Source organism: Gracilibacillus salitolerans (assembly GCF_009650095.1).
GTDB lineage: Bacteria > Bacillota > Bacilli > Bacillales > Amphibacillaceae > Gracilibacillus > Gracilibacillus salitolerans.
On record NZ_CP045915.1, the window covers coordinates 2,920,301 to 2,944,983 of the forward strand.

Genomic DNA, 24,683 nt, shown 5'->3' on the forward strand with positions numbered 1-24,683 from the left:
TAGATTAAAAGACATAAAAAAACTCCCACCCCTAAAAAAGGGACGAGAGTTTACCCGTGTTGCCACCCTAGTTGAAGTATTACTACTTCCACTCAAACAGTTAACGCCTGCATACGTTTATACCTACTCTATTCGGTACAAAGCCTCGGGAATGTCTTTCACGTAAGTCAGTTAGCAAGAATTCTTTCAGCCTCGGGAATTCTCTCTCTTTCCTACTGTTTCTCCGCTACTTTTTCCTTCTTCAGCTTTAAATATCAGATCATTGGAATTTATTATATCATAATCGTTTGACAATGTTTTTGTCAAGTTTGTTTGCGGTTTTTCGCTATTTTTTGCGTAGAATGCAAAGGAATATCAAATTGTGCTGCAATTTCAGTTTGGTAATTCCTTGCTTGAAACTCATGAAATTGATGTGCATTTTTAGTGTACTGGTGATTTGTTGCTGCTTTTCTGTTAAGTTTGAAATGAGTATGCATTCATTATTCCATCCTTTTTACTTTTCGTTATGATTCCGGTAAGATAAAGTGAGACCCCACCCTACTTATCAGGGAGTTAGCTCACCTGATCCCCATTTAACTTCTTTGAAATGCTTGATTCTTGAAGTGTGGGGGTCTTAGGAACGGTTAGCACCGTGATAAAAGTGATCATATTTCGAAGGAGCGGTACCAATTGTGAAAAGAAAAATCTTTTTCCTGACAATTATTAGTTTTATTTTTATTTTTTCTATATCTTTACTTATTTATGCACAGGATGCACAAATCGAGGGAGAAAATTTGAATGTAAGAAGCGGACCTGGTACAGATTATGATGTGATTTCAAAAGTAAACCCTCCTGAGCAATATCCAGTTCTTGAGGAATCCGGTGAATGGTCTAAAATTGACTTAGGAGATTATCAAGGCTGGATCCACAAGGATTACTTTTCAGTTATAGAAAATACAGAAACGGAAAATGACGATAAAGTTACAACCTCTGAAAGCGAGGATGAAGATGAAAATTCTAATAACGTGGAAAGAGACGATAATAACAATGCTCCACTTACAAGAGCTGCGGAAGATAACAAGAGCATGGACAATATCCTTGCCGGCAAAAAAATTGTCTTAGACCCTGGTCACGGCGGACGAGATGTTGGTGCTATTGGGACTTCTGGTGGTTTTGAAAGTAACTATACATTAAAGACAGCACAAGTATTGCTTGAATTGCTGGAAGAACACGGCGCGGATGTATATCTTACCCGCAAAAATAATCAATATGTGCCATTAACCAGTAGAACAACACATGCTAACCTTCTTCAAGCTGATGTGTATCTCAGTATTCATTATAATAGTACACCAGAGTTAACAGAGGTTCGAGGTATTGACACATATTACTTATCTGAACGTGACAAGCAGCTTGCAGAGTATGTACACGGTGGGATTATCAATGAAACGGAAATGAATGACCGCGGGATTGAGCAACGGGATTTACATGTATTGCGGGTTAATCATCGGCCATCATTACTATTAGAACTTGGCTTTATTTCCAATGAATCAGAGGAAAGAAATATACAATCCAGAGCATATCTTGAAGCAATGAGCAGAGGAATTGTGACTGGGTTAGAGCAATTTTTCAGATAAAAAGTCGTGTTGAATATTTGAACTGACCCAGTAAAACGGGACAAGAAAAAACACCTATGCTACCATAGTCCTGAATTCAACAGGACTGTGGCAGTTTAGTTTTGTAAACGGTCGTATATAGTTGTAATAATACATGTAAGATTCCACTTTTTCTAGTACAATAGAGTTTGTAAGGTGCACTCTATTTTGAGTGTTGAATTCTTCCGACTTTAGCGAGGAGTGGAAGGATTCGATTACGGCATTATCAAAGCAGTTTCCTTTTCGGGACATGCTTGTGGTAATGCCTTTTTCTTTAGCCAGCTCTTGAAAGTCGTAAGAGGTGTATTGAGCTCCTTGATCACTGTGTAAGATAACTTCATACGTCTCTCTGCCTTTACATGCAGCTTCTAGTGTATCTAAAACAAGCTTAACCTCTTGTGTGTCACTAACTTTATAGGCTATGATTTCGTTATTATATAAGTCCATAATGGTTGATAAATAAAGCATTTTCTCTCCATATGGTAAGTAAGTAATATCAGTAACCCACTTTTGATTAGGGCGATCAGCCTTGAAATCCTGTTTAAGAAGGTTTGGGACGACAAACTTGCTTTCCCCAGCAATATAAACCCTTCTTTTCACTTTGACTTGACACTGAAGGTTATATTTTTGCATGATCTTTTGTACGGTCTTTCGATTTACTTTTATCTTATGGTCATTTTGGAGAATCCTCTTACGTTTCGATGTCCTACTCTAAATGAAAGGCTTTGACAAATATCTATAACCAACTGATGTAGAAGAGGCAATTCAGCTGAAACTCTCTTTTTCCAGCGATAATAAGTTGACTTTGGAATCTCGAAACATTCACAAATAGTAGTAATTGTGTATTGTTCTTTATAAGCTTCTACAACTTCGACGAATACTTCTGGAACCACTTCCTTTCGATTTCTTGGTACTTTCCCGACAATTCATCTCGCATTTCATAATACTTCACTTTTTTTCTTAACTGACTTATTTCACTATCATCATCAGGTCCTTTACCGAATGCATATTGTTTTCCAATTGGTTGAGCTAACCTGTGCTCCTCGCCATTCCTATACCATCTCATCCAAGTATTGATTTGTGTCTTATTTTTAATACCAAACTTCTCCATAATCTCTTTATTCGTTAGTTCCCCAGATAGTTTTAAGCGTATTACTTCTCTTTTGATTTCTTCAGGATAAACCACCTTCTTCCCCATAACAAAAAACACCTCCAAATGTCGATAAATAATTTATACGACTCTGGGGGTGTTTTTTCCTGTCTCATATTATTGGGTCACTCTATATTTTCAACACGACTTTTTATTGCACTGGTTTATAATATTAAATGGTGAATCTTCCCTGTTCCTATTGCTCACTTTCAAGGGTCATGGTGACCGGACCGTTGTTGGTTAGTGTTACGTTCATGTTAGCGCCAAATTGACCGGTCTCAACTTGGATGCCTTCTGCTCTTAGTTTTTGATTGTATAATTCGTAAAGTTTTTCGGCATAGTCTGGTTTGGCTGCCTCCATGAAGTTAGGTCTTCTGCCTTTTCGTACATCTCCATAGAGGGTAAATTGAGAAATCGAGAGTACACCACCACCAATGTCTCTGAGAGATAAGTTCATTTTTTGATTTTCATCTTCAAAAATACGTAAGTTAATCGTTTTGTTGACGAGGTAATCAACATCTTCTTCCGTATCGTTATGAGTGACACCGACTAATGCGACGTAACCATTTTCTATCTGACCGACTACTTCATCATTTACTATTACAGAAGCGTCTTTTGCTCGTTGTAATACAACTTTCATGCTATTTCTACCTGCCTTTTTACTGAATCGTTCTTTTAACTGTGTAAACGTCTTGAATTTGTTTTAATCGATCGACAATTCGACGTAAATGATTAATATTATGAATTAAAATAGTCACATTAATAATCGCAATTTTATTGCGGTCAGAACGTCCGTTAACTGCAATAATGTTTGTCTTCGATTCATTTATGACTTGTAATACATCATTTAACAATCCACGACGGTCATAGCCTGAAATTTCTAAATCAACATGATATGATTTTGATTCTGATTCTGAATTTTCCCATTCAACGTAAATTAAGCGGTCTTCAGCCTCACTTGTCTTCACATTCGGACAGTCCTTACGATGGACTGATACTCCTCTACCTTTTGTAATATAACCGACAATTCCATCGCCAGGTACCGGGTTACAACATTTAGACAATCGAATAAGCATATTGTCGACGCCTTCCACCCGAACGCCGGAATCTCTTTTTGATTTTTTCTTGATCGATTGGCCACTTGCATTGACTTCCTCAATCGTTTCTTCGATATTTTTATCCTTTTCTTGCTGCTCACGGATTTTCTCTGTCAGCCTCGTCACAATTTGAGCTGCCGTAATACCATGATAACCAACCGCTGCAAACATATCCTCATCTGTGCCAAAATTGAACTTTTCTAATGCTAGCTCAATGTTTTCCTCTGTTAATACTTCTTTTGGCTCGAATCCTGCTTGTTTTAACTCCTGTTCTACCATCTCACGACCATTGGTAACATTTTCGTCACGACGCTGTTTTTTGAAAAATTGTTTTATTTTATTTTTTGCTTGAGATGTTTGTGTCATTTTCAGCCAATCCTGAGATGGACCATAAGAGTGCTTGGATGTCATCACTTCGACAATATCACCATTTTTTAATTGATAGTCGAGCGGCTCCATCTTTCCGTTAATTTTGGCACCTATCGTATGATTCCCGACCTCTGTATGGATTTTATAAGCAAAATCAATAGGTACTGATCCTCTAGGTAGTTCAATCACATCGCCTTTAGGTGTAAACACATAAACCATATCTGAAAAAAGATCTACCTTCAGTGATTCCATAAATTCTTCTGCATCATTTGCATCATTTTGCCATTCTAATATTTCACGGAACCAAGCCAGACGATCTTCATTAGACTGTTGAGTAGTATTTACTTTCTTACCTTCTTTATAGGCCCAGTGTGCGGCAATCCCGTATTCTGCTATTTCATGCATTTCTTTTGTGCGAATTTGTACTTCTAAGGGAGCTCCTTTTGGTCCAATCACAGTCGTGTGCAGAGACTGATAAAGGTTTGGTTTCGGCATGGCGATATAATCTTTGAAACGTCCAGGCATTGGCTTCCAACAAGTATGGATAATGCCTAAAACGGCATAGCAGTCTTTGATACTTGAAACGATAATTCTTACTGCTAGAAGGTCATATATTTCATTGAATTGCTTCTTCTGCAGCATCATTTTACGGTAGATACTATATAAGTGTTTTGGCCTGCCGGAAAAATCAGCTTCAATATTAACGTCATCCAATTGTTTTTTTACTTCTTCCATTACTTCATCAATGTAATGTTCACGCTCTTCCCGCTTTTGTTTCATTAAATGAACGATTCGGTAATATTGTTGGGGGTTTAAGTAACGAAGCGCCGTATCTTCCAACTCCCATTTTATAGCAGAAATACCTAACCGATGTGCTAAAGGAGCAAAAATTTCTAACGTTTCATTTGAGATGCGACGTTGTTTTTCAGCAGGTAAATGCTTCAAAGTCCGCATATTATGCAACCGGTCTGCAAGCTTGATTAAAATCACGCGAATATCCTTTGCCATCGCGATAAACATTTTGCGGTGATTTTCAGCCTGTTGGGCTTCTTTTGACATATATTTAATTTTCCCGAGTTTCGTTACACCATCAACGAGCATTGCAATTTCTTCGTTAAATTCTGTTTCTAAGTCTTCAACGCTGACAGATGTATCTTCTACGACATCATGTAAAAAACCACCAGCTATTGTCTCGGGATCTAATTTTAAATCCAATAAGATTCCAGCTACCTGAACAGGATGAATGATATATGGCTCTCCTGACTTACGAAATTGCCCTTCATGTGCTTTTTCCGCATAATCATAAGCGCGCTTAATTAAACGTATATCCTCATCATTTAAATAACTTTTAGCTTCTTCAAATATATCTTCAGGCGCTAAGATTTTATCCTTTGCCATATAATCACCTTTTACTATTAGACTAACGACGTTATAAAACGTGTTTTAACTATCATACCAAAAATAAAGCAAATTTTCCTCCTATTCTATTTCATTTCTCGACATTTTACTCGATATTCATTTATCATGTATGATTTATTATAATGACATGACAAAATTTCGTGAAAATGCTATACATAAACACCATACTAACAGATTTATCTAAACTTGATAACTGAAGGGATATTTTAAAATTTCCTAAGCAACATAAAAAAAGAGCACTCAATATGAGTACCCTTTTGACTTTTTAGTATTCCATTAATGTTAATACATCATACCCATCCAATTTGTCGCGACCGTCTAAGTAACTAAGTTCGATTAAGAATGCACACCCAACTACAATGCCTCCAAGCTGTTCTACTAAATTGATTGTAGCTTCAATTGTTCCCCCTGTGGCTAATAAGTCATCGGTAATTAGCACACGTTGTCCCGGCTTAATTGCGTCTTTATGAATGGTTAATACATTGTCACCATATTCTAAACCATAGTCGACTTTAATTACTTCTCGTGGGAGCTTTCCTTCTTTTCTAACCGGTGCAAATCCGATTTCTAATGCATAAGAAACTGGACAGCCAACTATAAAACCTCTTGCCTCAGGACCTACAATGATGTCAACATCTTTACTTTTAGCATATTCAACAATTTCGTTAACTGCTGACTTATACGCTGGACCATTATCCATCAACGTTGTAATATCTTTAAAGCGAACTCCCTCTTTAGGCCAATCTTCTACTACCGTAATATACTGTTTATAATCCATAAGCCATTTCCTCCTCATGTATCTCAGCTTTCATTTGCTCAGATATCCATGTTTTTAATTGTGTGTATGATGAATAAATGAATATTTCTTCTAGCTCCACCCATTTTTTTCTGTCTTGATAAATCTGTGCCTCTTCTAAATCTTTTTTAGATGGATTATCAGCTGGCACAATCATACCTTCCTTACGAGTTACAAAATCAAGTTCATGAAAAACCTGGAACATAAATTTAATTTTCTCTAACTTCCAACCCTTATGTTGAGCTAGTTTTGGTGCATCCATTTTATAATCAAAGGATTTTCGCTTTAACATTAATTGATACAGCCATTTAAATTCCTCTCTGGTTGGTAATGCCCGAAAATAATCACTATCATCGATAGAAAAGCAAACCATCAACCGTTTAAAATCTACTTTTTGTACAAGCTCCCGAATATCATCCAAAGTTTCAGGGAGATCGAGTAAATATAGTGATTCGATGGTTTGGTTGAGGTTTAATACTGTTTCTTTATCGCAGACAGGTAAATGCGCATGGTCACTTCCTTGAAAACTCACAAAATAGTTATTTTCTATATTTGCATCCATTTGTTGCTGCCAGTTCTTCATTCCTCTGTAGTCAAACAGTTGCCAGCTAGTTACGGCTATATCTTTTATCATCATTTGCGGCTTCCTGATTCCATTCCATTCGTTGACTTGCAGTTCACCTACCACTTCTACCGGTGTCTGTTTAGCAAGGTATGGTACCTTCTCACCAAGCCCGAATCCGATACTGTCTATTTGTACACCAGCATCAGCAAACTTCATCTTAAGATGATTTTTAGTTGCACCAATTTGTCTTATTTCAGAAGGAGTTGCCTCCATATGAAAAAGCGGCTTTGGATTTGCCATCCCAAATGGTGCTAATTGATCGATCGTTTCTAACAGAGTCATATCAATATCGCTAATTGATAATTTGCCACTGACGGTCAGCTGTGGTTTGTAATCTTCTTCTGTCAATTGCTCTTGTGCTAATCGATCTAACTTTTCTTCTAACTCAACAACATTTTCTGTTGGTAAAGTCATTCCAGCAGCTTGAGCGTGCCCGCCAAAATGAGTAAATACATCCCTATGTTGCATACAATTTTGAAACATATCGAAACCTTCGATACTGCGAGCAGACCCTTTCGCCTGTTTTGTTTCAGAATCGATGGCAAGAACAATGGCTGGTCGATAGTAGGTTTGGACGAGTTTTGATGCAACTATTCCGAGTACACCTTGATTCCATCCTTCCTTCGCCACGATAATTACTCGCTTATCCGTATCGGACGACTCAAACATTTCAATAGCTTCTTTCGTAATTTCTGCAACAATTTTTTGCCTTTCCGTATTTAACTCCTGCACATAATTGGCCAATTCTTCTGCTTCTTCCGTGTCATCCGTTAACAAGAGGTCGACAGCTACATTGGCATCCTGCAATCGCCCAACAGCATTTAAGCGCGGCCCAATTCTGAAACCAATATCTTCTTCTGTAACTTTTCCTTCTATTTGGCATAACTTTTTCAATGCTTTTATTCCTTTGCGCTCAGAGCGGGTTAGAGCTTGTAGACCATAATATACAAGTATTCGATTTTCATCTTTTAGTGGGACTAAGTCAGCAATTGTTCCGATTACAACTAGATCAAGAAATTTTTCTGGAAAGTACCCTAGTAAATGTTCTGCAAATTTAAATGCAACACCAACTCCTGCTAATTCCTTAAAAGGATAGCTTTCTGAACATTTCGGGTGAATAACGGCATATGCTTCCGGCAGTGATTCTTGTACCTCATGGTGGTCTGTAATAATGACATCTAAACCTAATTCGTTAGCAACTGCCACTTCATCTATTCCAGCAATCCCGTTATCTACAGTGATAATAAGTTGAAATCCTTGTCGATGCGCTTCACGGAATGCTTCTTCATTAGGACCATATCCTTCGGTAAAGCGATTCGGTATATAATAATCACACATAGCACCACTTTCACGCAATGCTTCGACCATGACAGTAGTAGAGGTCACACCATCGGCATCATAGTCGCCATACACCAAAATACTTTCCCCTGCTTCGATTGCTTGTTTCACTCGGTTAACTGCTTTATCTATATGGGAGAAACCATTCGTATTGTGAAGTTGATCAAAGCTCGGGTTTAGAAAGTTTGTTGCCTTTTCATCTGTATCGATTCCTCTTTGTAACAATAGTTGTTTAATTACAGGAGAAATAGTTACATCTGCTAAACTGTCCGTACCTGCTTTGTCGCTTTCGTTATATGTAAAAATCCAGTTTGATTGACTCTTTAACATAAATTCACCCCTGACTCACTTATTATACAAAAGTGTATCAAGGGTAGCAAACAGAATTATTTTACTGTATCATCGTTTTCTGCTATTTCTGTTGATTCTGATTCTTCTATTCCAGCTTCTACGACAGGATTTTTATGTGCTCTTAAAGCATTTATTTCTTTTTTTGCAACTCTTAATTCTTTTTGTAACCGAATAACGCGGAGAACTCCGAACGCAGCGGTCATAATAGCTCCCATTAACACTGAAAATAAAATAACGAGAATAAGAGGTGCTTGACCAGTTCCAAATAGATAATTTACTTCTACTGCATCCACATTAATTACAGCAAAAATAGCAATAATGACTGCGAATACAACAGCTAAAATGATATACGTTTGTCCTTTCATATGCTACCTCCTCCAGATGTCTATTACCATAAGTTAAGTATATAGGAATTTCTAGGTAATGTCGATTTAGGTTGTAATTATAACTAAATAGAGTCCTTTCCTCTCTTTGCTATGAAGCTTTAAGGATTTTATTATCAACTTTCGAGATTTACTATCAACTTTGGTTCATTTACTATCAACTTTTGGAATTTACTATCAACTAACAGGAATTCATCAGTTCGACTCACTTTAATCGCATTTGGAATATAATCAGTTGTTTCGACTTATACCCGTACTCTTCACATAATAAACTAAAAAAAGCGGAGCATCACGAAATAGATGCTCCGTTTTATTTTACACTTGTGGGCCGTCGTTATGCTTTTTCTCTATATATGTGATCGGTTTATCTTTAATTGATTTACCACGCCACGCCAACCATACTTGTGCTGCGATGAATAAAGATGAGTAGGTACCTGCAAGTAAACCTACAACTAATGCGAATGCGAAGTTGGTAATCGCATTGGCACCGAATATAAATAACATCAAAGCAGCAAAGATAACTGTTAAAACAGTGTTGATACTTCTTGCTAATGTCTGCATTAAACTATGATTAACGATTTTAGCAAGCTCGGCAAATGATTTGATTTTTTTCTTTTTCTTTAAATTCTCCCTAATCCTGTCAAAGGTTACGATCGTATCATTGATCGAATAACCAACAATGGTTAAAATTGCAGCAATAATCGTAATATCAAATTCCAACCTTGTTATACTAAACAATGCAATAATAAAGAATGCATCGTGCAATAACGCCAGTATTGCGGTTAAAGCGGAATAGAACTCAAACCGGATCGTTACGTAAATGATGATCCCGATCGAAGCATACAATACAGCCAGAACCGCATTTTTCGCTAATTCTTCACCAACAACAGGTGATACAGTGTTAACAGATGGTGCACTTCCGTATTTTTCTTCAAAATGACTTCTCACTTCAGATACTTTATCTTGTGATAACTCATCTGAAAAGCGTGCTACCGCAATATTCTGATTATCACCTGATAATACAATTGGCGCACTTACTTCCAAGTCAAGTGCTTCAAACCCTTCTTCAATTTCTTCAGCAGTAAGCGTCTGATCTGCTAAAACTTCCACACGAGAACCGGCAGTAAAATCGATACCGAGGTTTAGTCGGAATATTGCCAAGCAAGCTATGCCTATTACAACTAAAGCAATAGAGATTCGGAAAAATTTCTTACGGTGTTTGACAAAATCAAATTGTTTACCGAAAACAGTTGGTTCGACTTCTTCACCACTGTTGATATCAAGAATTTGATCTTGTTTTACTCCAAACCATCCAGGACGTTTGTTTAACATGTTGCTGTTTACCCAGAAGCCCAGGAATAATCTTGAACCAAACACAGCTGTAACAAAGCTTAATACAATACTGACTATTAACAATGTCGCGAACCCTTTTACAGAGCTTGTACCGAAGATAAATAGTACGGCTGCAGCAATCAACGTAGTAATATTGGCATCAAATATAGTAGACAGTGAATGTTGATTACCTGCTTTAAATGCTGCTTTAATCGATTTTCCTTCTTTGACTTCTTCCTTAATCCGTTCATAGGTAATGATGTTGGCGTCTACTGCCATCCCAACCCCTAGTACTAGAGCGGCGATACCCGGTAACGTTAAAACACCATTCATTAATTGGAAGACAAGTAATACTAAATAAACATATATACTAAGCGTAATCGCAGCAATTACACCAGGGAAACGATAATAGAAAATCATATAAATAAAAATTAAGAGAATCCCTAATATACTGGCGAAAACAGTTTTATCAAGTGCTTGTTGACCGAATTGAGCTCCTACTGAAGTGGAATATTCCTCTTCTAAATCAACTGGTAATGAACCTGCGTTTAATAAATCTGCAAGTTGTTGTGCTGAATCGATCGTAAAATTACCTCTAATCATAATATCTGTTGTTCTTAGTACTTGATCAAAGGTTGGAGCAGAAATAACTTTTGAATCTTCTTTTTGAATTTCTTCTTCGTATGTATCTCCTTCTTCATAATCCATCCAGATAACAACTTGATCTGAAAGTTCTGGGTTTTCCATGATCTCTTTTGTAGTATTACCAAAACGATCTGCATCTTTAAATTGAACCGTTACGATTGGTTGATTAGTATCAGGATCAAAATCCTGTTTAGCGCTACCTTCTTTTAAATCCGATCCGTCTAAATATTTTTTATCGTTAACATCTCGGAATGATAATTCTGCTGTTGTAGCTAACATTTCTCTTGCTTCATCCTGATCTTCCACACCTGCTAGCTGAACACGAATACGATTCGGTTCTTCAATATTAAAGCTAGGCTCACTAATACCGATCGCATTTACACGTCTTTCCAAAGTGGCGACGGTAGATTCTAACACACTTCTAGTTACTTCTTCATCACCTATAGGCTCAACGTCATATAAGACTTCAAAACCACCTTGTAAGTCCAGCCCTAATTTAATTTTATTTGCTATATCCGAATATGTTGTTCCAATCGTTGCCCCCAATACTAAGACAATTAGAAAAAATGCAACGATTCTCCCTCTTTTCACCATATGTAAAGCCTCCCTAAGTTTTCACAACACTACCATATTACTATAAAAACCGATAATGAGACAAGCAACGAAAGGAATACTAGTCTGTTTTTTCGTTTCCTAATAATGCATCGAGTGATTCCTGTAAATTATTATCTCTCCATGATTGTTGTGTTAAAAATGTCATAAATAAGTTCGGATTTAAATGAAAAATATCTTGTACCACTTCATGAAGCGATTTCTCGGGATCACCTTTCCATACCTTGTCTACTAAACAGTTCCAAACATCTTCCGGTGCCGCTTTCGAATAATCCAGCAATTTAAATTCATTGACCTTACTACCTAGCACATCTTCTAGTTCATGCTTCCATAACGAGACTTGCTTTTTTACTGTCATGAATTTTTCCTCCATCCGTGATTAGAAAAACCAGTCTTGTCGCCATTTCAAAATAGCAAAATCCTTAATTTTTCTTATACTATAATCCTTCATCATCTCATACACTCACATAGTGTGTTCAAAAAGTTGCTAAATTAGAAACAAAGCCAACGAAGAGATGCATCGCTTATGATTGATGACTTTTTGAACAACCTTTTATAGTACAAAAAAATCTACCCGAAATAGTCATGCTTGTCCTCTCCTCGTGCATATACTTCATTGTATATGAAAATTTTCCATTTGAGAAGGTAGGTCGAGCAAAGTGACCAAACAAAATTTTTTACAAGGGACGATTATTTTAATCATAGCTGGAATGATTACAAGATTTCTGGGGTTTATAAATAGAATTGTTGTCGCGAGATTAATGGGCGAAGAAGGCATCGGTTTATACAATATGGCGTTGCCTACCCTTTTTTTAATGTATACGATCTCGCAAATCGGACTACCTATTGCTATTGCAAAACGAGTTGCCGAAGCGGATGCAAAAAATGATCAAGCCAAAATTAAGCAGATTTTAATCATATCATTATCGATCACTATTTCATTGAGCATCCTATCATCTGTGTTGATGTTTTTGTTGATTCCTTATATATCGAATTACCTATTAACAGATGAGCGAGTCTTTTACCCGATGATGGCTATAATCCCTATTATTCCGATTAGTGCTGTTGGGTCAGTAATTCGTGGTTATTTCCAGGGGCGACAAAACATGAAACCACAGAGTTATGCCCAAGTATTGGAGCAGATAGTCAGAATTGGTTTTGTGTTAGTGTTGGTCACCTGGTTAGTTCCATACGGAGTTGAATTTGCTGCATCTGGGGCAATGATAGCTGTTATTATTGGGGAAGCAGTTTCTTTACTATTCATGCTGAAAATGTTCCAGATAAAGAAGCGGATTAAATTACGGAAAAATATCTATCAATACATGAAAACGGGAAAAGAAACGCTACAGCAATTGTTTTCGATAGCAATTCCAAGTACTGCAAGCCGAATGGTCAATTCGATTGCTAACTTTCTGGAACCAATATTAGTTGCACAAAGTTTAGCCTTAGCTGGTTTTCAAGCAACTATAGCAACTAAGCAATATGGAGCACTTACTGGGTATGCCCTACCCCTTTTATTTCTACCTACCTTTATCACACATTCGCTTGCTGTTGCACTCGTTCCAAATATTAGTGAGGCGGAAGCCAAGCAGCACTCAAAACTAATTCATTACAGAATACACCAGGCCATTCGGCTTTCTTTTGCATCAGGAGCTATCGCCACTGTCTTATTAACTCTTTTCGCCGATGCGATTTTACAGTATATGTATGGTACAAATAACGCCAGTCTTTTTCTGAAAATTATGGCACCTTGTTTTTTATTTATGTATATACAATTCCCATTGAATGCTTCTTTACAAGCTTTAGATTTAGCCAAACAAGCGATGTGGAATAATATCGCGTCAACGGTGATAAAATTCATTATTTTAATTAGCCTTGCAACCAATCCTCAAATCGGTATATATGGGGCTGCTATTGCAATGTGTGTTGGTGTGATAGTTGGTACCATATTTCATTTGATCACATTATTCCGTGCCATCCGCTTTTATATACCGGTTAAAATGATAGTGAAAATGATCGCTTTAATTGGTTTAACCTTCTGGATGGGAGAATTATTAATCCATATCTTTTCCTTTCAACCATCAGATATGTACAGCTTTTTAATTATTCTAGTCCTATTATTAGTTGGCTATCTGGTGTTTCTATTCGGTTTACAATTTATTAGTAAAGATGAATTACAGCAATTACGAAAAAAATAACACATCGCTATGGTACCGACCCCCGAAAGTTAGAGTAAAAAATCTAATTTTCGGGGGTGTTTTTATGGTCAAATATAGTGAAGAATTTAAAGTAAAGCTTGTCACCGAGTATTTGTACGGGAATCTTGGATATAAATCATTGACGAAAAAATATAATATGCCCAGTACTTCTCCATTAAAAAATTGGGTGAGATCCTATAAAGTACAGGGGGTGGATGGATTAAAACGAAGAAATACTAAGAAGGAGTATTCTGTTCAATTTAAATTAGATGCGGTACAATTTATGCTAGAAACAGGTGCTTCTTATTTAGAAACTGCTGTTCAATTTAATTTGAACAACCATTCCATGATTCAACGTTGGTTGAAAGCATTTCGTGACCAAGGAATAGAAGGCCTGAAACCAAGACCAAAGGGGAAACCTTCTATGTCTAAGAAAATCAATAAACAAAAGAAAAAGAAGAGAAGAAGTTAACACGCGAAGAAGAATTAGAACGCGAGAATGAATTATTGCGACTAGAAAATGCGTACCTAAAAAAGTTGAGAGCTTTTCGAGAGAATCCGAATGCCTTCCACGAAAAGCACAAGCAAAGGTGGCATTCGAACTCAAAGAAGAAGGATTCCGATTAAAAGATATTCTCTTGGTGGTAGGCATTCCGGAAGCAACCTACCACTATCATGTGAAAAATTTTGGCATAGAAGATTCGGACACAGAATTAAAAAAAGTCATTACGGATCTATTTAAAAAGTTTCATGAACGTTATGGTTATAAACGGATTACGAAAGAATTAAAGAAATTAGGACATTCTATTAATCATAAAAAAGTGTATCGCATTATGCGGAAACTAGGGTTAAAATGTGTGAAATTTATGCGGAAATCTCGTAAATACAATTCCTATAAGGGGAATGTTGGAAAAGTAGCGAAAAACCGATTATCCCGCCGTTTTAGCACACCTATCCCTCTTCAGAAATTAGTAACCGACATTACAGAATTCAAATGTCTAGGCGAAGAGAAGTTATATTTAAATCCGATTCTTGACCTTTATAACGGAGAAATTATTACGTTTGAAACCAAAAAGCGCCCAACGTTAGATCTTGTCATGGAACCTTTAAAGGATACGATAGAGATAATAAAGAATCATGCAGCCTATCGTACCACCATCCATTCCGATCAAGGCTGGCATTACCAGCATAACCAATGGGTGAGGACACTAAAAGAAAATAAAGTATTCCAAAGCATGTCACGTAAAGCAACCTGCGCAGACAACGCTTCGATGGAGAATTTCTTCGGTATTTTAAAGCAAGAAATGTATTATGGGGAAGAATTAGTAAGCTATGAAGAATTAAAAAGCCGGATTGAAGAATATATCTATTGGTACAACCATGAACGATCAAAAGAAAAATTAGCTGGATTGAGTCCAGTTGAATACCGAACTCAATCCACCCAATCAGCTTCATAATAAAACTCTAACTTTTGGGGGTAACCACCTATTCGGTGTGTTATTTTTCATTTTTTTTATCGATATACCATTCGTCATTAACATCTATAGAACAGAAGGAAATTTGTTCCACATCATTAAAACCTCTTTTTTTCAGCTGTTCATGTAGCCAATTCTCACTTTCATCTAAATGAATCAACGCTTTTTCTTGTATTCTACCATCAACAATTAATGGTAAAACAAGTCCGTTTATCTTATTTCTTACACTGGCATGATCATTTTTTTCAAGGATCGAAAGCTTACCGGATGGCTCTAGAATCGCATATGATACATCCTTTATACTTTCGGTGCCATTCTCCCGGAGTTGCTGCAAAAGATCATCAAAATTAAAGCGATTTGTCCTCATTGCATGCTCATCGATTTTTCCTTCTGAAATAATAATAGTTGGTTTTCCTTCAAACCATGACCTAAATAGGGGGCTTTTCAAAGAAATCCATGCCGTTAAACGCTGGATAATTAGTAAAAGACCCATCGGAATTAAACCATAACCAAAGAATAAGTCGAGATCGTCAATCGTTAGTACAGCAATTTCAGCGATCATAATAAAAACGACGATATCTAACAGGCTCAATTCACCTACCTCACGCTTCCCCATTAAGCGGAATATGAGCACTACGACAAAATAATAAAATAACGTACGAAATATTAGTGTAAATATTTCTTCTATTGACAAGGTAGCCACACCCTTCACAAACGATATGGCTAGTTTTCCCGTTACTGTTTGTAATATACTTACAATGGTTGTTGAAAGGGTAACAAATAGCGAAAGTAAATATAGATCGTTGCAATAATTAACGACAAGATGACAACCGGAATCCCATATAACATAAATTTCACAAAAGCAATCTTCTTATTCTGCGCCTCAGCAAGCCCAGCAACCACGACATTAGCGGAAGCTCCAATTAGTGTACCATTACCGCCAAGACATGCACCTAGCGCTAATGACCACCATAATGGATCTAAATTTGCCATTCCGTATGTTTCAAACTCTTTAATTACCGGAATCATTGCGGCAACGAAAGGAATATTATCGACAATCCCCGAAAAAATTCCTGAAACCCACAGAAGTAACAATGCTGTATAGGTCATATCACCTTCTGTTAACCACATGATCGATCTCGCTAACTCATCAATGACACCCACTTCCTCTAATCCTCCCACAAGCATAAAAAGACCAATAAAGAAAAAAAGCGTGACCCACTCGACTTGTTGAAAAACGGCCTCTGCTTCCACCTCTTTTTCACTGATTACCAACAGAAGAATTGCACCGCATAAGGCAATAATCGTTAAATCAATATGAAAAACCGGGTGTAACAAAAAACCTGTAATTGTCAGTGTTAATATCGATAATGACTGATACAGTAATGGGGATTTAACTAAATAGCTTGCTTCTTCCATTTTCATTAGTTCTTGAATTCTATTATCATCAATTTTTTTCAATTGTTTTCGAAATAGAAAACAGAGGATGATCATGACTAAAACAAATAACAAGGCAGCAATTGGTGCTGTGTGCTGTAAAAAAGAAATAAAGGTTAAATGAGGAACTGCTTGACCAATCATAATGTTCGGCGGATCACCAATTAATGTTGCTGTTCCGCCGATATTAGCAGTTAATATAATCGTGATTAAATAGGGTAATGACGGCAACTGTAGTAAATTTGTCAATGTTAATATAACCGGTACAAATAATAGTACAGTTGTTACATTATCGAGTAATGCTGAACCTACAGCAGTTAAGAACCCAATTCCAACCATCAATGGAATAGGCTGGCCATTTACTACTTTAGCTAACCAGATTGCAATATAACTGAACACACCTGTTTTCTTTGTTATCGCTACTAATACCATCATTGCAAATAATAATGCAACAGTGTGCCAATCTATGTAGGAAGTAACAGCATCCTCCCAGCCATAAACACCAGTTAATAATAACAACACACCACCAGCTAGCGCAACTAATGCTCGATTTATCTTTTCAGACATTATAAATATATAACTAATAATAAAAACAGCAATTGCGATGGTTACTGACATGGAACGTCTCCTCTCATTCATAGTAAGACAAGTTATATAACCATTTATATTCTATTTTTTTTGAACTATTCAAAAAAGGGATTCTTCTATTTTTGAAGGACATGCATACATAATTAAAGAGGAGTTTTTATAAAATTGGGGGTGTTTGTTGAAATGAAAACCGTTGTCAGTGTGTTGTATGGTTGGATCGGGATTTTAGCAGTAATGCTACTTGCCAGTATTATTCTTACGCTTTTGTTACGCTTCACTTCTTTAGGGGAATCTACGCTTGAGATGGCTACTTTGTTTATTAGCTTTATTGCGTTGTTTACAGGAGGTTTAATTTCGGGATTAAAGGCAAAGAATAAAGGGATTCTTGTTGGAGCAATTACAGGATTATTATTTACGTTTATTGTCTTTTGTTATCGTTTCCTTGGATTGCATTTGAGTTTTTCTATAGTTGAACTGGTAAATCACATTGCATATTTGTTACTAGCGATAATCGGATCGATTATAGGAGTGAATTTATCCTCTGGGGAAGAGTCCGCTTGAGAACCATTCCTCATGGAGAATAGTTTGGCATTAGGTATGAAAAAGGAAGGCCAAACTAAAGAAATATTCCTAAAAATTGTCTTTCATAATAGAAAAAAATACCATGACTGCATTTTAGCGTCATGGTATTTTTGGTTATTAGCTTTGTTCTACTACTTCTCTTACTGCCGAACGATCGTATGTAAGTTTCGTTCCATCTCCAGCTAGAAGTACGATCTGATCTTCATCCAACGCGTGTACGGTTGCATGGAATCCACCAATCGTAATAATTTTGTCTCCCTTTTTCAACTCTTGTTGCATATTACGAACTTGCTTTTGTTTTTTCTGTTGTGGTCTGATTAATAAGAAGTAAAAAATCACAACCATCAAAATCAGTGGTCCAAAAGTTGCTAAAATCTCCACTCATTTCGCCCCCTTTCTTTAGAAGTTCTTTGCATTCGGTTTGTTAAAACCATATTGTTCAAAGAATTCCTCTTTAAAATCACCAAGTCGGTCTTGCTTAATCGCTTCACGAACTTGTTCCATTAATTTTAACAGAAAATATAGATTATGATAAGTAGTAAGTCTAAAACCAAATGTTTCATTAGCTTTGACAAGGTGTCGGATATAGGCTCTAGTGTAATTTTTACATACATGACATTCACAATTAGGATCTAATGGTGAAAAATCGCGCGCAAATTTTGCATTTCGAACAACCAATCGTCCTTCAGATGTCATACATGTTCCATTTCGAGCAATTCTTGTTGGTAACACACAATCAAACATATCTACACCACGAATTGCACCATCAATTAACGAATCCGGAGAACCTACTCCCATTAAATAACGTGGCTTGTCTGATGGTAAAAGTGGTGTTGTGAATTCAAGCACACGATTCATCACATCTTTCGGCTCACCTACTGATAAACCACCGATTGCATATCCTGGGAAATCCAATGATGTTAAGTCTTGGGCGCTTAGTCGACGTAAATCTTCATATTCACCGCCCTGGACAATCCCGAATAACCCTTGGACATCTTCTCTTTCATGTGCTTCTAAACAACGCTCCGCCCAGCGGCTAGTCCGTTCCACAGATTTTTTCATATAGTCATGCTCAGCTGGAAATGGCGGACATTCATCAAAAGCCATCATAATATCCGAACCTAATGCATTTTGAATGTTCATTGCTTTTTCCGGTGATAAGAACAGTTTTTCTCCGCTTAAATGATTTCTGAAATGAACCCCTTCTTCTTCAATTTTACGTAAATCACTTAAACTGAAAACTTGAAAACCACCTGAATCGGTGAGAATCGCACCATCCCAGTTCATAAATTGATGCAAACCACCCGCTTCTTTAACAATATCTTCTCCAGGGCGTAACCATAAGTGATAGGTGTTGGACAGAATTATATTTGCACCCATCTCTTTTAGTTCCTCTGGGCTCATTGTTTTAACAGTTGCCAATGTTCCAACAGGCATAAAGGCTGGTGTATCAAATGTTCCGTGTGGTGTATGAACTTTTCCAAGTCTTGCACCCGTCTGTTTACATGTTTTTATATGTTCATATCTTATAGCAGTCATAGTCGTTTCCTTTCCTTACATAATTAGCATGGCGTCACCAAAACTGAAGAATCGGTAACGTTCGTCTACTGCTTTGTTGTACGCTTCTAAAATAAAGTCGCGATCAGCTAAGGCACTTACTAACATAATCAAAGTTGATTTAGGCAGGTGGAAGTTCGTGATTAAACCATCAATTGCTTTAAACTGATATGGAGGATAAATAAAAATATCTGTCCACCCGTTTCTCTCTTCAAACGTTCCACCAGTATCACGTGCAATCGTTTCTAACGTTCTTGTTGAAGTAGTTCCTACAGATATAATCCGATCTCCTCTTGCTTTGACCTGATTTAATTGATCAGCTGTCTCTTGCGTCATTTGGTAAAATTCCGCATGCATTTCATGTTCTTCAATATTATCCACGCTTACTGGTCGAAATGTTCCCAAGCCGACATGTAAGGTAATAAACGCTATTTCAACACCTTTATCCTTAATTTGTTGCAATAATTCATCAGTGAAATGGAGCCCTGCTGTTGGTGCAGCTGCAGACCCTTTTTCTTTGGCGTACACGGTCTGGTAACGATCACGTTCATCCAATTGTTCTTTAATATAAGGCGGGAGCGGCATTTCCCCTAATTGATCCAATACTTCATAAAAGATACCATCATAGTGAAAACGAAGTACACGACCACCGTGTTCTTTCGTATCGATACAGGTTGCTGTAAGCTTTCCTTCACCAAAACTAATGGTGGTACCCTCTTTCACCTTTTTTGCAGGTTTAACCAGCACTTCCCAATCATCAGCTTCCAATTGAGTTAATAATAAAACTTCTACTTTTGCACCTGTTTCATCTTTAACACCATAAAGCCTTGCTGGTAACACCTTGGTATTATTTAATACTAAACAATCTCCCGGCTTTAAAAAATCCAAAATATCGTAAAAATGCTGATGAGTAATCGAGCGATTTTTCCGATTTAATACCATCAACCGAGAACTTGCTCTCTCCTCTAATGGAGTCTGTGCGATTAATTCTTCTGGTAGGTCAAAATCAAAATCTTCAATTTCCATCTTACTTCTCCTTCTATTTGAAACGTCCGATGATAGCAAAAATCAATGTCAAAATAATACTGATTATGATCGAGGTCATAATCGGGAAATGGAAGGAAAAGTTTCCTTTTTTAAAGCTGATATCACCCGGTAACTTCCCAATAAATCCCCATAATAGACCAACGATAATAAAGACAACCCCTATTACAATAAAGATTTTGCCAAAATCCGTCAAGCTTCAGGCACCTCCCGCTCAAAGTGAGCATATGCTTTTGGCGTCACCAATCTTCCTCTTGGTGTACGCTGAATAAAGCCTTGTTGTAATAAGTATGGTTCATAGACATCTTCAATGGTTTGCGATTCTTCACCAATGGATGCTGCGATCGTATCTAATCCGACCGGTCCACCTTTAAAACCATCCATCATTGCTAACAGCAGCTTATGATCAATGTGGTCAAGCCCTTCTTGATCGACTTGCAACATTTGCAGTGCTTTTTGTGTAGTTTCTATTGATATACTAGCTTCCCCTTTTACCTGGGAAATATCGCGAACTCTTTTCAATAAACGATTGGCAATCCGTGGTGTGCCACGTGCCCTTCTCGCTACTTCCAATGCCGCTGATTTATCAATTTCCACTTGAAAAATATCAGCCGTTCGTTCAACAATAGCACAAAGATCAACGACTTCATAAAATTCCAAGCGTGATAGCACTCCAAAACGGTCACGTAAAGGTGCTGATAATAATCCGGCACGTGTCGTTGCACCTACTAAAGTAAACGGTGGTAAATCTAATTGTACAGAACGAGCACTTGACCCCTGTCCGATTACAATATCTAAACAAAAGTCTTCCATTGCCGGATATAATATCTCTTCTACTGCCCTTGGTAAGCGATGAATTTCATCAATAAAAAGCACATCCCCTACTTCCAGTGAAGATAAAATCGCTGCTAAGTCACCTGACCGCTCTATCGCAGGTCCTGATGTCTGTTTAAATTGTACATCCATTTCGTTTGCAATTATTTGCGCCATTGTTGTTTTACCAAGCCCAGGCGGTCCATATAATAAGACATGGTCTAAAGCTTCATTACGCATTTTAGCTGCTTCGATAAATATAGATAAGTTTTCTTTTGCTTTATGTTGTCCAATATATTGCTTTAAAATTTTAGGACGGAGACTGAGCTCTTCTACTACATCATCTTCTTGTATTTCATTCGAAATGATCCGCTCTTCCATATTGAAGCTCCTTTCTCCTTATTTCATTAATAATGCTAACCCTTTTCGTATATATGTATCTGCGGTATCACTTTGTTCTTTTGTTAATACCGGTTTGATCTGATTAATTTCTTTTTCAGAATAACCAAGCGCTTTTAATGCTTCAATCGCTTCTGTTAAAGCCTGATTACTTTCCGGTGATCCTTCTACTTGTTGCGTCATATTTTCTGCTTGATAATCAAAAGGCAGTTTTCCTTTTAGATCAAGTATCATTTGCCGAGCGGTTTTCTTACCGACCCCTGGAAAGCTTGTTAAAAACTTTTCATCCTCTTGTTCAATCGCAACAACAAAATCTTGTACGGAGGCTGTAGCAAGAACAGCTAACGCTCCTTTAGGTCCAATACCAGAAACATTCAGAATTTGTGCAAACAATGCTTTTTCATCTTGGTTCTGAAAACCATATAAAATCTGTGCATCTTCCCTTACATAATGGTACGTATAGATTTGTTGTTTTTGTCCCACTTGTGCCTGGAAACGATAAGGATTTGGACAAATCACTTCATACCCAAGACCATTTACTTCCAAAACAACAGATTGCTCTGTTATTTCTACTACTTCCCCGTTTATATATGCAATCATATCATGAACTCCTCTTTGATCCAATTTCTATTTATCATTTACAATCATACGTTCGTATTTATCTTAGCTTATCTTACATCGTTTATCAAGGTAAGCGAGAGCAAAATAAATGAAAGCGATTATTTTTTTATGATAAAGTAATAGAATGACTTTATCATAAAGGATGGACTTCTATGTCGAACAAACGACAAATACGATTTTTGAAAGCGTTAACTCTATTTAACGCGAGTCACAAAGGACTTATACTGCCTTTTTTACCATTATTTTTGAGTTTCAGAGGTTTTTCTTCTGTAGAAATTGGAACTATTTTAGGAATTGCTCCTATGGTGAGTATTGTGGCCCAGCCTTTTTGTGGGTACATCAGTGATAAGTATAAGACCATCAAAGGACTACTTTTATTCTTATATTTTGCAGTTATTGCTGTTAGTTTCAGTATCTTTTTTAGCACTTCTTTTATTATTGTTTTTATTTCTTTTATCGCCTTTCATTTTGTTATGTCTCCTGCTGGGCCGTTACTTGATAGTATGGCAATAAAAAGCTTAGGGGCGAAGAAACGCGATCAGTACGGAAAAATTCGACTTTGGGGATCTGTTGGGTTTGCTTTCACTGCTATAGTATCTGGTCCTATTCTAGGATGGATCGGTATTCATAACATTTATATTTTATTTTGGATTTTGATCCTACTTTTAATCTCTTTAACATTATTTTTAAAAGATAATAATCATTCGGCAGATCCCGTTTCCTTACAAGGAGTGAAAGAAGTATTAACTAATAAAGGGTTTATGCTGTTTCTCTTTTTGTGTTTTCTTGTTATGATTCCGCACCGGATGAATGATACAATGCTTGTTCTTCACTTAGAGGATTTAGGTGCTACTACTTTTTTAGTAGGTGCTGCATGGGCACTTGCTGCTTTTAGTGAAGTACCTGTCTTTTATTTCCTAACACAGAAGATCCTGCACTTTCATCATTTATTTCTACTGGGTATTGTTGCCATGTTTTTCACAATTCGTTGGTTGCTGTACGGATTTATTGAATCCGCTGAATGGATTGTTTTTTTCCAAATTTCTCAAGGGCTAACATTTGGGTTATTCTGGCTTGTTGCTTTACAAACGGCTGTTAGCTTTGTGCCAAATCATTTACGAAGTACAGGTCAAGCGTTATTAATGTCGACTTGTTTTGGTTTAGGTGGTGCAGTTGGCGGGACAACTGGAGGGGCTATCTTCGACACTTTTGGTTCTCAAACGATGTATCAATTGATGGCGACAATGACATTTTTAGCGATGATTGGTATTTTCACCACGTATAAATTAAAAAAGTTGAACGATGAGTAGTCATCGTTCAACTATTTACTGCTTCAATATCTTGATAGGATCGATATGTTTCTAAAACTTCTAAATAATCTTTCTTTGAATTAATTTTAATGCCCTCTTTTAATTGTTCATGTAGATGCGATTCTAATTCCTCGGTATCAATTTGATAAAAGGATTGTACAGCTGCTTCATGAACTGGAACACCTTCAAAGATTGTCAGCTGCCCTTCTTTAATGCCAAAGTATCCATTTGCTTTCAAGTATGGTGAAATATCATCCACTTCTTTTCGGAAACGAATAAAACCTTCCTCCTGCTCCATCACTTGCCATTCTTGATATTCTGACCAGAAATCTTCCATGGAGGCGATTGTTTCTTCGACATACTCAGTCTCAATATTTCCATCTATATATTGTTTCTCTAGAGTTAGTTCAATTTTTAGTGGGTCTTGTGACATGACCATTATTTCTTCTTGTTGCTCTTCTTCTGTTACCTCTTCTTGTTGAATGAATGACTGAAAACTAATTACCCCAATTATTAAGACGACGACCACATTTAACAATAACCATAGTTTGCCCATAATGACCCTCCAATCGAGCTTTGTTATTATTAGGGTGTCCAATTTTAGAAAATATAACCACAATATATGAGAAAAGGACAGGGTGCTGCCTTAGCAAAGCTGGCCACAAACCAAGCTTAGTTGATTATAAAAACATAAAATAAGTACTAACGGGAGGGGATTTGATGAGAAACTCTGTTGGAATATTTAGGGACTCTTCTAAGTAGTATTATTCTGTTCATTATTTTTATCAACTTTTTTCAGGTTTATGGTGGAGAACCTTTAGAACCAACACTTCTAGCTATTGATATGGTCATAAAATATTATTACTTTATTATTTAATTTCCTTAATTCATCACTTAATAGAATTAGAACA

The 24,683-nt window shown here is 36.8% G+C and carries 23 protein-coding genes, 1 pseudogene and 1 other annotated feature; of the genes and pseudogenes, 6 read left to right on the plus strand and 18 right to left on the minus strand.

What is annotated here, in order from left to right; genetic code table 11:
• Positions 1-35 precede the first annotated feature (35 nt).
• Positions 36-251, minus strand: a binding site (T-box leader).
• 51 nt (positions 252-302) lie between these two features.
• The gene (locus GI584_RS13915) at positions 303-476 is read right to left on the minus strand and encodes a hypothetical protein (RefSeq protein ID WP_153791568.1); all 174 of its coding nucleotides are present in this window, start codon (positions 474-476) and stop codon (positions 303-305) included.
• 195 nt (positions 477-671) lie between these two features.
• Between GI584_RS13915 and GI584_RS13920 the strand changes: the two genes are divergently transcribed.
• Positions 672-1,613 (plus strand): N-acetylmuramoyl-L-alanine amidase family protein, encoded by a 942-nt coding sequence (locus GI584_RS13920; protein WP_153791569.1) that lies wholly within the window; start codon positions 672-674, stop codon positions 1,611-1,613.
• Between the two features lie 54 nt (positions 1,614-1,667).
• Here the strand turns inward: GI584_RS13920 and GI584_RS13925 are convergent.
• The 8 genes and pseudogenes from GI584_RS13925 to GI584_RS13960 all read right to left on the minus strand — a co-directional run bounded on the left by GI584_RS13925 (position 1,668) and on the right by GI584_RS13960 (position 12,106).
• A pseudogene (locus GI584_RS13925) lies at positions 1,668-2,829 on the minus strand (IS3 family transposase).
• A 148-nt stretch (positions 2,830-2,977) separates the two neighbouring features.
• Positions 2,978-3,421, minus strand: a complete 444-nt coding sequence (gene dtd, locus GI584_RS13930; RefSeq protein ID WP_100360088.1) for a D-aminoacyl-tRNA deacylase — start codon at positions 3,419-3,421, stop codon at positions 2,978-2,980.
• Positions 3,422-3,440: 19 nt separating this feature from the next.
• Positions 3,441-5,645, minus strand: a complete 2,205-nt coding sequence (locus GI584_RS13935; RefSeq protein ID WP_100360087.1) for a RelA/SpoT family protein — start codon at positions 5,643-5,645, stop codon at positions 3,441-3,443.
• 286 nt (positions 5,646-5,931) lie between these two features.
• On the minus strand, positions 5,932-6,444 hold the full coding sequence (locus GI584_RS13940) for an adenine phosphoribosyltransferase (RefSeq protein ID WP_100360086.1): 513 nt from the start codon (positions 6,442-6,444) through the stop codon (positions 5,932-5,934).
• Positions 6,434-8,755 carry a single-stranded-DNA-specific exonuclease RecJ gene (gene recJ, locus GI584_RS13945; protein ID WP_153791570.1) on the minus strand — a complete coding sequence of 774 codons (2,322 nt, stop codon included), beginning with the start codon at positions 8,753-8,755 and terminating at the stop codon, positions 6,434-6,436. Before recJ ends, GI584_RS13940 begins: the two co-directional genes overlap by 11 nt.
• 56 nt (positions 8,756-8,811) lie before the next feature.
• A complete protein-coding gene (locus tag GI584_RS13950; RefSeq protein WP_153791571.1) occupies positions 8,812-9,141 on the minus strand; it encodes a LapA family protein in 330 nt (109 codons plus the stop codon).
• Between the two features lie 333 nt (positions 9,142-9,474).
• Positions 9,475-11,730, minus strand: coding sequence for a protein translocase subunit SecDF (secDF, locus tag GI584_RS13955; protein WP_100360083.1), 2,256 nt, complete (start codon positions 11,728-11,730; stop codon positions 9,475-9,477).
• A 79-nt stretch (positions 11,731-11,809) separates the two neighbouring features.
• A complete protein-coding gene (locus tag GI584_RS13960) occupies positions 11,810-12,106 on the minus strand; it encodes a post-transcriptional regulator (protein ID WP_100360082.1) in 297 nt (98 codons plus the stop codon).
• Positions 12,107-12,407: 301 nt separating this feature from the next.
• Between GI584_RS13960 and spoVB the strand changes: the two genes are divergently transcribed.
• From spoVB to GI584_RS13975, 3 genes are all read left to right on the plus strand, one after another.
• Positions 12,408-13,946 (plus strand): stage V sporulation protein B, encoded by a 1,539-nt coding sequence (spoVB, locus tag GI584_RS13965; RefSeq protein WP_100360081.1) that lies wholly within the window; start codon positions 12,408-12,410, stop codon positions 13,944-13,946.
• A gap of 64 nt (positions 13,947-14,010) precedes the next feature.
• Entirely contained in the window at positions 14,011-14,418 is a 408-nt protein-coding gene (locus tag GI584_RS13970; RefSeq protein WP_194841996.1) for a helix-turn-helix domain-containing protein, read from the plus strand.
• 118 nt (positions 14,419-14,536) lie between these two features.
• Entirely contained in the window at positions 14,537-15,403 is an 867-nt protein-coding gene (locus tag GI584_RS13975) for an IS3 family transposase (RefSeq protein ID WP_194841997.1), read from the plus strand.
• A gap of 40 nt (positions 15,404-15,443) precedes the next feature.
• Here GI584_RS13975 and GI584_RS13980 read toward each other — a convergent pair whose 3' ends face one another.
• Complete coding sequence (locus tag GI584_RS13980; protein ID WP_153791573.1) at positions 15,444-16,115, minus strand: DUF421 domain-containing protein; 672 nt, start codon at positions 16,113-16,115, stop codon at positions 15,444-15,446.
• Between the two features lie 59 nt (positions 16,116-16,174).
• On the minus strand, positions 16,175-17,497 hold the full coding sequence (locus tag GI584_RS13985; RefSeq protein WP_153791574.1) for an ArsB/NhaD family transporter: 1,323 nt from the start codon (positions 17,495-17,497) through the stop codon (positions 16,175-16,177).
• Between the two features lie 120 nt (positions 17,498-17,617).
• On the opposite strand from GI584_RS13985, the gene GI584_RS13990 reads away from it, so the two are divergent.
• On the plus strand, positions 17,618-18,007 hold the full coding sequence (locus tag GI584_RS13990) for a TIGR04086 family membrane protein (RefSeq protein WP_228552430.1): 390 nt from the start codon (positions 17,618-17,620) through the stop codon (positions 18,005-18,007).
• A 138-nt stretch (positions 18,008-18,145) separates the two neighbouring features.
• Here GI584_RS13990 and yajC read toward each other — a convergent pair whose 3' ends face one another.
• Genes yajC through ruvA form a run of 6 tightly spaced genes read right to left on the minus strand, consistent with a single transcriptional unit; the run spans position 18,146 to position 22,441 of the window.
• The gene (gene yajC, locus GI584_RS13995) at positions 18,146-18,409 is read right to left on the minus strand and encodes a preprotein translocase subunit YajC (protein ID WP_100360078.1); all 264 of its coding nucleotides are present in this window, start codon (positions 18,407-18,409) and stop codon (positions 18,146-18,148) included.
• Positions 18,410-18,427: 18 nt separating this feature from the next.
• Entirely contained in the window at positions 18,428-19,567 is a 1,140-nt protein-coding gene (gene tgt / locus GI584_RS14000) for a tRNA guanosine(34) transglycosylase Tgt (protein ID WP_153791575.1), read from the minus strand.
• A 15-nt stretch (positions 19,568-19,582) separates the two neighbouring features.
• Positions 19,583-20,611, minus strand: coding sequence for a tRNA preQ1(34) S-adenosylmethionine ribosyltransferase-isomerase QueA (gene queA / locus GI584_RS14005; protein WP_153791576.1), 1,029 nt, complete (start codon positions 20,609-20,611; stop codon positions 19,583-19,585).
• 13 nt (positions 20,612-20,624) lie between these two features.
• Entirely contained in the window at positions 20,625-20,825 is a 201-nt protein-coding gene (locus GI584_RS14010) for a DUF2905 family protein (RefSeq protein WP_100360075.1), read from the minus strand.
• Entirely contained in the window at positions 20,822-21,823 is a 1,002-nt protein-coding gene (ruvB, locus tag GI584_RS14015; RefSeq protein WP_153791577.1) for a Holliday junction branch migration DNA helicase RuvB, read from the minus strand. The genes GI584_RS14010 and ruvB overlap by 4 nt, the downstream gene beginning before the upstream one ends.
• A gap of 18 nt (positions 21,824-21,841) precedes the next feature.
• A complete protein-coding gene (gene ruvA / locus GI584_RS14020; RefSeq protein WP_100360073.1) occupies positions 21,842-22,441 on the minus strand; it encodes a Holliday junction branch migration protein RuvA in 600 nt (199 codons plus the stop codon).
• A 173-nt stretch (positions 22,442-22,614) separates the two neighbouring features.
• Between ruvA and GI584_RS14025 the strand changes: the two genes are divergently transcribed.
• Positions 22,615-23,772: an MFS transporter gene (locus GI584_RS14025; RefSeq protein WP_100360072.1), complete on the plus strand. Its 1,158-nt coding sequence runs from the start codon at positions 22,615-22,617 to the stop codon at positions 23,770-23,772.
• Between the two features lie 7 nt (positions 23,773-23,779).
• On the opposite strand, the gene GI584_RS14030 is transcribed toward GI584_RS14025, so the two are convergent.
• A complete protein-coding gene (locus GI584_RS14030; protein ID WP_153791578.1) occupies positions 23,780-24,328 on the minus strand; it encodes a BofC C-terminal domain-containing protein in 549 nt (182 codons plus the stop codon).
• Between the last annotated feature and the right edge of the window lie 355 nt (positions 24,329-24,683).

Coding starts and splice junctions, on each gene's coding strand:
- GI584_RS14025 (WP_100360072.1), top strand. CDS start 22,615: ATGTCGAACAAACGACAAATACGATTTTTGAAAGCGTTAACTCTATTT.
- tgt (WP_153791575.1), bottom strand. CDS start 19,567: ATGACTGCTATAAGATATGAACATATAAAAACATGTAAACAGACGGGT.
- ruvA (WP_100360073.1), bottom strand. CDS start 22,441: ATGATTGCATATATAAACGGGGAAGTAGTAGAAATAACAGAGCAATCT.
- ruvB (WP_153791577.1), bottom strand. CDS start 21,823: ATGGAAGAGCGGATCATTTCGAATGAAATACAAGAAGATGATGTAGTA.
- GI584_RS13915 (WP_153791568.1), bottom strand. CDS start 476: ATGCATACTCATTTCAAACTTAACAGAAAAGCAGCAACAAATCACCAG.
- secDF (WP_100360083.1), bottom strand. CDS start 11,730: ATGGTGAAAAGAGGGAGAATCGTTGCATTTTTTCTAATTGTCTTAGTA.
- GI584_RS13950 (WP_153791571.1), bottom strand. CDS start 9,141: ATGAAAGGACAAACGTATATCATTTTAGCTGTTGTATTCGCAGTCATT.
- dtd (WP_100360088.1), bottom strand. CDS start 3,421: ATGAAAGTTGTATTACAACGAGCAAAAGACGCTTCTGTAATAGTAAAT.
- GI584_RS13935 (WP_100360087.1), bottom strand. CDS start 5,645: ATGGCAAAGGATAAAATCTTAGCGCCTGAAGATATATTTGAAGAAGCT.
- recJ (WP_153791570.1), bottom strand. CDS start 8,755: ATGTTAAAGAGTCAATCAAACTGGATTTTTACATATAACGAAAGCGAC.
- GI584_RS13985 (WP_153791574.1), bottom strand. CDS start 17,497: ATGAATGAGAGGAGACGTTCCATGTCAGTAACCATCGCAATTGCTGTT.
- GI584_RS13940 (WP_100360086.1), bottom strand. CDS start 6,444: ATGGATTATAAACAGTATATTACGGTAGTAGAAGATTGGCCTAAAGAG.
- GI584_RS14030 (WP_153791578.1), bottom strand. CDS start 24,328: ATGGGCAAACTATGGTTATTGTTAAATGTGGTCGTCGTCTTAATAATT.
- GI584_RS13970 (WP_194841996.1), top strand. CDS start 14,011: ATGGTCAAATATAGTGAAGAATTTAAAGTAAAGCTTGTCACCGAGTAT.
- queA (WP_153791576.1), bottom strand. CDS start 20,611: ATGGAAATTGAAGATTTTGATTTTGACCTACCAGAAGAATTAATCGCA.
- GI584_RS13960 (WP_100360082.1), bottom strand. CDS start 12,106: ATGACAGTAAAAAAGCAAGTCTCGTTATGGAAGCATGAACTAGAAGAT.